Below are 6,709 nucleotides of genomic sequence, written 5' to 3' on the forward strand. Positions count from 1 at the left end.
GAATCGGGAGACACCCGAAGAATCCAATTCGCTCCGCTATGCAATACCCCCTAAGGCCATATGCGATTCCCCTACCCATGACGGGAAGTCGGCGGGAGAGATCGTGCTCCGCTCTCCCTGGCTGACGCAGGGCTATTTCGACAATCCCGAAGGTTCCGAGCAGCTTTGGGCCGGTGGCTATCTGCATACCAACGACATCGCCGTGGTGAGCCCCGGTGGCTATGTGCACATCACCGACCGCCTCAAGGACGTCATCAAGACCGGCGGTGAATGGGTGTCGTCTCTGCAGATCGAAGACTTGATCACGCAGTGTCCCGGCGTCTTGGAGGCCGCCGTGATCGGCGTCAAGGATGACCGCTGGGGTGAGCGGCCGCTGGCGCTGGTGGTGAAGGAAACAACCGGTGCAGGCGGGGCGACGGATGTTGCCGTGAAGGCCCACCTGAAGGTGTTCGCCGACAGGGGCGTCATCTCGAAATATGGAATCCCCGAGAAGATCCTTTTCATCAACAGCATTCCCAAGACGAGTGTCGGCAAGATCGACAAGAAGGTGCTGCGCGAGAAGTACGGCGACATGTAACCGCTCGGCATCCATCAGCGCATCGAGGAGTTGACAGATGAGCAACCTCACACTTGCCGCTCTCGGCGAACGAGTTGGACAGGAGCTTGGTCTTTCCGATTGGGTCACGATTGATCAGGCACGGATCGATACCTTTGCATCCTGTACCGGCGATAATCAGTGGATCCATGTCGACGTCGAGAGGGCGAGGCAGGAAAGTCCCTTCCGCGGTCCGATCGCGCACGGCTATCTGACGCTCTCGATGGTCGCTCCGCTGGCGATGGAGGTCGGTGTCATCCCGAAGGATGCTGCCGCCGGCCTGAACTACGGCATCGACAAGGTCCGCTTTCTCGCGCCGGTGCCCGCCGGCGCGCGCGTCAGGCTGCGCGTCGTTCTCGCCGGGATCGAGCCGAGAGAGGGTGGGCAGGTGATCATGAAGACTCAAAACACGCTGGAAGTGGAGGGATCGGAGAAGCCGGCCCTGATTGCCGAGACGCTGGCGCTACTGATTCCCGCGAAGGGAGCAGGACAACAATGAGTGCGGAGAAGCGCGAGCAGATATCGCCGACGCCGGGGATATCCGAGGAAGCGTCCAGAAATACGCTGGCGCTCAATCGCCTTGTTGGCATTCAGGGGCAGGATCTGGTCGAAAGCGCGGGTATCCTGTTCAAGGCGGTTGTCAACGAGCCGAAAGTCGCCACCGAACAGTGGCTTTCCTTCCTGGGTGAGCTGGGCTCGATCGTCGCCGGCAAATCCGAGCGGACGCCGAAGGCGGGCGACAGGCGGTTCTCTGATCCCACCTGGAAGGAGAGTGCGCTGCATAGCGGACTACTGAGGGCCTATCTTGCCTGGGGCGACGCGGTCAACGGCTTCGTCGACAAGACGAGCCTCAGCCAGATCGACAAGGCGCGGGCACATTTGATCACGGAGATCCTGGTTGACGCCGTCGCTCCGACCAACGCAATCCTGACCAATCCGGCGGCAGTTCGAAAATTCGTCGATACCGGCGGCCAAAGTCTATGGCACGGGCTGAAGAACTATTTCGATGATCTCGTCAGGAATGGCGGCATGCCGTCGATGGTGGATCAAACCGCCTTCGAGGTTGGCAAAAACCTCGCGACGACGCCGGGCGCGGTCATATTCCGCAACGAATTGCTGGAGCTCATCCAGTACGCGCCGACAACAGAGAAGGTCTGGAAGCGACCGCTGGTCGTCACCCCTCCACAGATCAACAAATATTACGCGCTCGATCTTTCGCCCGACAAGAGCATGGTTCGCTTCCTGCTCGAGAGCGGAATTCAAACCTTCTGCGTAAGCTGGCGCAATCCGACCGCGGCCAACCGCGACTGGGGTCTGGACACCTATGTGGCCGCGCTTGACGGAGCTGTTGACGCAGCGCGCGAGGTCACCGGCTGCGACGATATCTCGATGATGGGATCCTGCTCCGGCGGGATCACCGCGACGGCGTATCTTGCGACGCTGGGCAGCGCGGCGGAGCTGAAAATCAGGAACATGGTCCTGGCAGTCTGCCTGCTCGATCCGAACACCGCCGAGGAGAGTGCGTTCGGATGTCTGATGACGCCGGAAACGATGCGGGCCGCCAAGGAGAGCTCCCGCCTTCGCGGAATCGTGGACGGCCACGATCTGGCGCGGATGTTCGCCTGGATGCGGCCCAACGATTTGATCTGGAATTACTGGGTGAACAATTACCTGCTGGGCAACCAGCCGCCGGCCTTCGATATCCTGTACTGGAATGCTGATACAACCCGTCTTCCAGCCCGCCTGCACCGTGATTACCTCGATCTCTATTTCACCAATCCGTTCGTCAGCGCCGGCAAGCTCACGCTGAGCGGCAAGACCATCGACATGAGCAAGGTGAAGGCCGACAGCTACGTCATCGCTGGAGTGACTGACCACATCACGCCGTGGAAGGGGGTCCACAGGACCGCGCAGATCATGGGCGACGCGACAACCTTCGTGCTGTCGAACAGCGGTCATCTGCAGAGCCTGCTCAATCCCCCGACCAATCCGAAGGCTTCATTCATGATCGGGCCGGTCAATCCGGCCGGCCCTGACGCTTTCCTTGCGACGGCCGAGAAGCGGAAGGGAAGCTGGTGGCTCGATTGGCGGGACTGGCTCCATCCGCGCTCGGGCGAGGAGGTGAGCGCGCCCGCGTCGCTTGGCAGTGAACGCCATCCCGTCCTTGGACCCGCGCCGGGGACCTACGTCTTTGACTGACGACCGCACCAGCGCCGACCAATCGAGCAGCCGGAAGCCGGGCTCGACCGTTATGAATCCGAACGAGATTGAGGTCAGACAAATTACGATTGGCGCGCAGTCATTGCGGGTTGCGATCAAGCGTGGGACCGGCGACAGCCGACCGCTTCTGCTGTTCAACGGAATAGGGGCAAACTGGGAGCTGGCGAGGCCGTTCCTTGAGGCGCTCACCAGAACGACAGCGATCATCTTTGACGTGCCCGGCGTTGGCGGATCGCCGCGACCTCTGCTGCCGTATCGCCCGTCGACGCTCGCGCGGCTCGCCGCCGACCTCGTCGCGGAGCTCGGTTACCATGAGATCGACGTGGCCGGCGTGTCCTGGGGAGGCGGCATCGCGCAGCAATTCGCGCATCAATATCCAAAGCTGTGCCGGCGACTGGTGCTCGCCGCGACCGCGCCAGGGGCCATCATGGTGCCGGCGCGCCCTTCGGTGCTGTGGATGATGGCGACGCCGCGCCGCTATGTCGACAAGGAATACTTGAGCAGGATCGCGCCGGACATCTACGGCGGCGCGTTTCGCAAGGACCCGTCCTTGATCCGCCCCCATGCGGAAGCGATGCACGGCGCACGCAACTTGGGCTACCTTTATCAGCTTCTCGCCATGGTCGGATGGACGAGCCTGCCATGGCTCTGGTCGTTGCCGCAGAGAACGCTCGTTCTGATGGGCAGCGACGATCCGCTGGTCCCGCCGATCAACGGCCAAATAATGGCGCGGCTGATCCCGAACGCCGAACTCCGCATGATCGACGACGGACATTTGCTTATGGTGACAAAGCCGGGGGAAACCGCGGCCCTTATCGAGGAATTTCTGGCCGACGAGCGCGAACGGGGCGAGCCGGAGCGCGTCCGCTTTCGCAAAGGGGCGGCCGAATGAGACATCTCTTGCCGAAACCGGATGGCGAACGCGCCTAACCTAGGCACAGCGAGAAGGGAGGAAATCATGACGGATGCGACCTCACCATTCATTCCAGGGAGGACCCCATGGCGAACGCGCAGGCAAAGCTGACGGAGAAACCGGGTTACGTACCGCCGCCGATTGACGGCGACTTCTACAGGATCGCAAGCGTGCTGAACAATGAGGAGCGTGCGTTGCTTGGGCGCGTTCGCGCCTTCACGGAAGGCGTGGTCGCGCTTGTGATCGAGGACTATTGGGGTCGTGATGAATTTCCGTTCGCGATCATTCCCAAGATGGCCGAAATCGGCATAGGTGGCATCGGCTACCACGGGTATGGGGCGGCCGGAGGCAGCTGGCTGTTGAACGGCTTTGTCGCGATGGAGCTGGCGCGCGTGGATGCGTCGGTCGCGACGTTCTGGGGGGTGCACACCGGGCTGTCGGCGGGATCGATCTATCTGTGCGGCGACGAGGAGCAGAAGCAGCGTTGGCTGCCGGCCATGATGCGCTTCGATTCAATCGGCTCCTTCGGTTTGACCGAGCCATTGGTAGGCTCAGCAACGTCGGGCGGAATGATGACGTCCTGCCGCCGTGAGGGCGACAGCTGGATCCTCAACGGCCAGAAGAAATGGATCGGCAACGCCACCTTCGCCGACATCAACGTGATCTGGGCGCGTGAGGAGGGCTCAAACCAGGTCAAGGGCTTCGTCGTCGGAAAGGACAATCCGGGCTTCTCGGTCGAGAAGATAAGGACCAAGATGGCTTTGCGGGTCGTTCAGAACGGGCTGATCACCCTGAAGGACTGCCGCGTTCCCGAGGCGGATCGCCTGCAGAACGCCAACACGTTCAAGGACACGGCAAAGGTCTTGAGAATGACCCGCACCGGGGTGGCGTGGTTCGCAGTGGGCTGCCAGATGGGCGCCTACGAGCATGCGCTGCGTTACGCCACCGAGCGAATGCAGTTCGGCAGGCCGATCGGCGGCTTCCAGCTCGTTCAGGATCTCCTGGTGCGCATGCTCGGCAATGTCACATCGACCCAGGCGATGATGCTACGACTCGGGCAGTTGCAGGATGAGGGCGTGATGCAGGACGAGCACGCCTCGCTCGCAAAAGCGTTCTGCACTGTGAAGTGCCGCGAGACGGTCGGCTATGCCCGCGAGCTGCTCGGCGGCAACGGCATCCTCCTGGAGAACCACATCGGGCGCTTCGTGGCCGATGCGGAGGCAATCTACTCCTATGAGGGGACCAGGGAGATGAACACCTTGATCGTCGGCAAGTCCATCACCGGATTGAGCGCTTTCGTATGACGAGATAGGGTTTGCACCGGCGCGTGCCCACTATTCGACCTCCGCGCCAGCCATCATCAGTTCCGAAATCGTGCCGTAAACAGCGATCCAGGCGGCACGAATCTCCGGCGTGAACTCGTCGCCAAGGAATTCTGCGAGCGTCAAGAGCAGTGCATTGGCAACCTTGTCGTAATCGGTCGAAATTGCCCCATAGTGGCAGTGACGCGTTCCCAGGGCGCGCACGCCGCCCTCGATCTCGGTTATCCGGTTCAGTCCTTTGACGAGAGAACTCAGCATCGACACCAGCATCCGTCTCTGGAGTGCGAGGTCGCTCTTGAACAAAGGGCGAAGTTCCGGATTGGCCTCGAACAGAATGCGGTAGAAGCGTTCGCCGAACGCGACCAAGCGCGGAGCGATCCGGTGGAACGATGACTGGACCAGGAGAGCGGGATCGGGGTTCGTGAATCCGTCGCAATGGTAAAGCACGGAGTCTTCCGACATGCCTTTGAGCTGGAGCTTGTGGCTCGCGCCAACTCGAAGGGCGCCGGGCAGCTCGGCGACAATGCTGTCGCTCAGGAGTATCGAAGAATTGAGTTGCTTGGTCATGCGCTCGATTCGGCTGGCAACGTTCACGGTGTTGCCGATGACGGTGATCGGCCGCTTTCCTGGATGACCGATTCGGCCCAGGATGACCGGTCCGAAATGCACGCCGATGCCGAGACGAAGCGAGATGTTGAGATCGCGTTCGAACATCGGGGAGAGCCGCTGTGCGGCGTCTTGCATCGCGATCGCCGCACGAACGGCATTCCGGCACGCGACCGCCGGCCGCTCACCGCGGATGCCAAAAATCGCAAGCAGACCATCGCCAATGTATTTGTCGATGAATCCATTGTTGTTCAGCACGACTTCCGCCGCGGCCGCGAAGTGGCCGTTCAGGAAATAGACGACGTCGTAGGGTAAGCTCTTTTCCGTCTGACTGGTGAAGTTGCGGATGTCGCAGAAGAGGACGGCTACTTCCAGTTCCCGCTCCTCGACGCCGGAAGGTGCGCCCAGTTCATCGAGGTCAAGGACCACGATGTCCTGCGGGCTCTGCAGGAGCCGGCGCGCGACGAGGTCGCCGTGTACCCTGGTCTGACAGGCGAGGCGCGTGAACTCATCCCACCCGCGCTCCGATGCGACGCGCTCCTCGAGCGGCGTGCGGGCTGAGACATGCGTGAGGCCATCGAGGATCCTGACCCGGCAGGTCGTACAGCGTGCTTGGCCGCCGCACTGGTGGTGGTGCGGAATCCGGTTCTGGATTGACGCCTCGAGCAATGTCTGTCCATCGGCCGCCTGGATCGTCGTTCCGTGAGAGTAGGTCACGCAATGCACGGCATCAGCTCCCTGCTTGCTCAATCCCTTGCTCTCCGCGAACAATCAAAAACCGCGCCGCTGGCCGAAGGCCGCCAGCAAAGGATTCGCCGAGAAACTCATTGTCACCGTTTGGAGAAAGCGCACGCCCGGTGCTTGCATCGGTTTGACGGCGGCGGAACGCTCTTGCTGTGTTTCCACGAACCAGGCGCGACGGTTTTGACCTTCGTAATCCCGAGAAAAGTGACCAATTCGAATGCGGCAAGGATGTTCTAGCATTACAGTTGTCTTTTTGTTTTGAAGTGCGCGCGCTGGGCGGCGGCCTGGTGAGCTCTACGCCAAAGTGAC

General features: G+C 61.4%; 7 protein-coding genes. 5 read left to right on the forward strand and 2 right to left on the reverse strand.

From position 1 onward, the window contains the following. Positions 1-103 precede the first annotated feature (103 nt). The 5 genes from AAFX91_RS37315 (at position 104) to AAFX91_RS37335 (ending at position 5,032) form a co-directional block, all read left to right on the forward strand. Positions 104-577, forward strand: a complete 474-nt coding sequence (locus tag AAFX91_RS37315) for a hypothetical protein (protein WP_394569837.1) — start codon at positions 104-106, stop codon at positions 575-577. A gap of 37 nt (positions 578-614) precedes the next feature. After that, positions 615-1,094: a MaoC family dehydratase gene (locus tag AAFX91_RS37320; protein WP_130577824.1), complete on the forward strand. Its 480-nt coding sequence runs from the start codon at positions 615-617 to the stop codon at positions 1,092-1,094. Further along, positions 1,091-2,794: an alpha/beta fold hydrolase gene (locus tag AAFX91_RS37325; protein ID WP_394569838.1), complete on the forward strand. Its 1,704-nt coding sequence runs from the start codon at positions 1,091-1,093 to the stop codon at positions 2,792-2,794. The genes AAFX91_RS37320 and AAFX91_RS37325 overlap by 4 nt, the downstream gene beginning before the upstream one ends. Further along, positions 2,787-3,707, forward strand: a complete 921-nt coding sequence (phaZ, locus tag AAFX91_RS37330; RefSeq protein WP_207234416.1) for a poly(3-hydroxyalkanoate) depolymerase — start codon at positions 2,787-2,789, stop codon at positions 3,705-3,707. Before AAFX91_RS37325 ends, phaZ begins: the two co-directional genes overlap by 8 nt. Before the next feature lie 107 nt (positions 3,708-3,814). Then, positions 3,815-5,032, forward strand: a complete 1,218-nt coding sequence (locus tag AAFX91_RS37335) for an acyl-CoA dehydrogenase family protein (protein ID WP_130577826.1) — start codon at positions 3,815-3,817, stop codon at positions 5,030-5,032. A gap of 30 nt (positions 5,033-5,062) precedes the next feature. On the opposite strand, the gene AAFX91_RS37340 is transcribed toward AAFX91_RS37335, so the two are convergent. Then, positions 5,063-6,406, reverse strand: coding sequence for an adenylate/guanylate cyclase domain-containing protein (locus tag AAFX91_RS37340; RefSeq protein WP_165421028.1), 1,344 nt, complete (start codon positions 6,404-6,406; stop codon positions 5,063-5,065). Between the two features lie 21 nt (positions 6,407-6,427). Continuing rightward, entirely contained in the window at positions 6,428-6,640 is a 213-nt protein-coding gene (locus AAFX91_RS37345; protein WP_394569839.1) for a hypothetical protein, read from the reverse strand. Between the last annotated feature and the right edge of the window lie 69 nt (positions 6,641-6,709).

It is taken from the genome of Bradyrhizobium sp. 31Argb, assembly GCF_043638955.1.
Taxonomy (GTDB): Bacteria; Pseudomonadota; Alphaproteobacteria; order Rhizobiales; family Xanthobacteraceae; genus Bradyrhizobium.

What these genes read in the sequence shown, in the direction of transcription:
- AAFX91_RS37335 (WP_130577826.1), top strand. Translation starts at nt 3,815, where the DNA reads ATGGCGAACGCGCAGGCAAAGCTGACGGAGAAACCGGGTTACGTACCG.
- AAFX91_RS37345 (WP_394569839.1), bottom strand. Translation starts at nt 6,640, where the DNA reads ATGCTAGAACATCCTTGCCGCATTCGAATTGGTCACTTTTCTCGGGAT.
- AAFX91_RS37320 (WP_130577824.1), top strand. Translation starts at nt 615, where the DNA reads ATGAGCAACCTCACACTTGCCGCTCTCGGCGAACGAGTTGGACAGGAG.
- AAFX91_RS37325 (WP_394569838.1), top strand. Translation starts at nt 1,091, where the DNA reads ATGAGTGCGGAGAAGCGCGAGCAGATATCGCCGACGCCGGGGATATCC.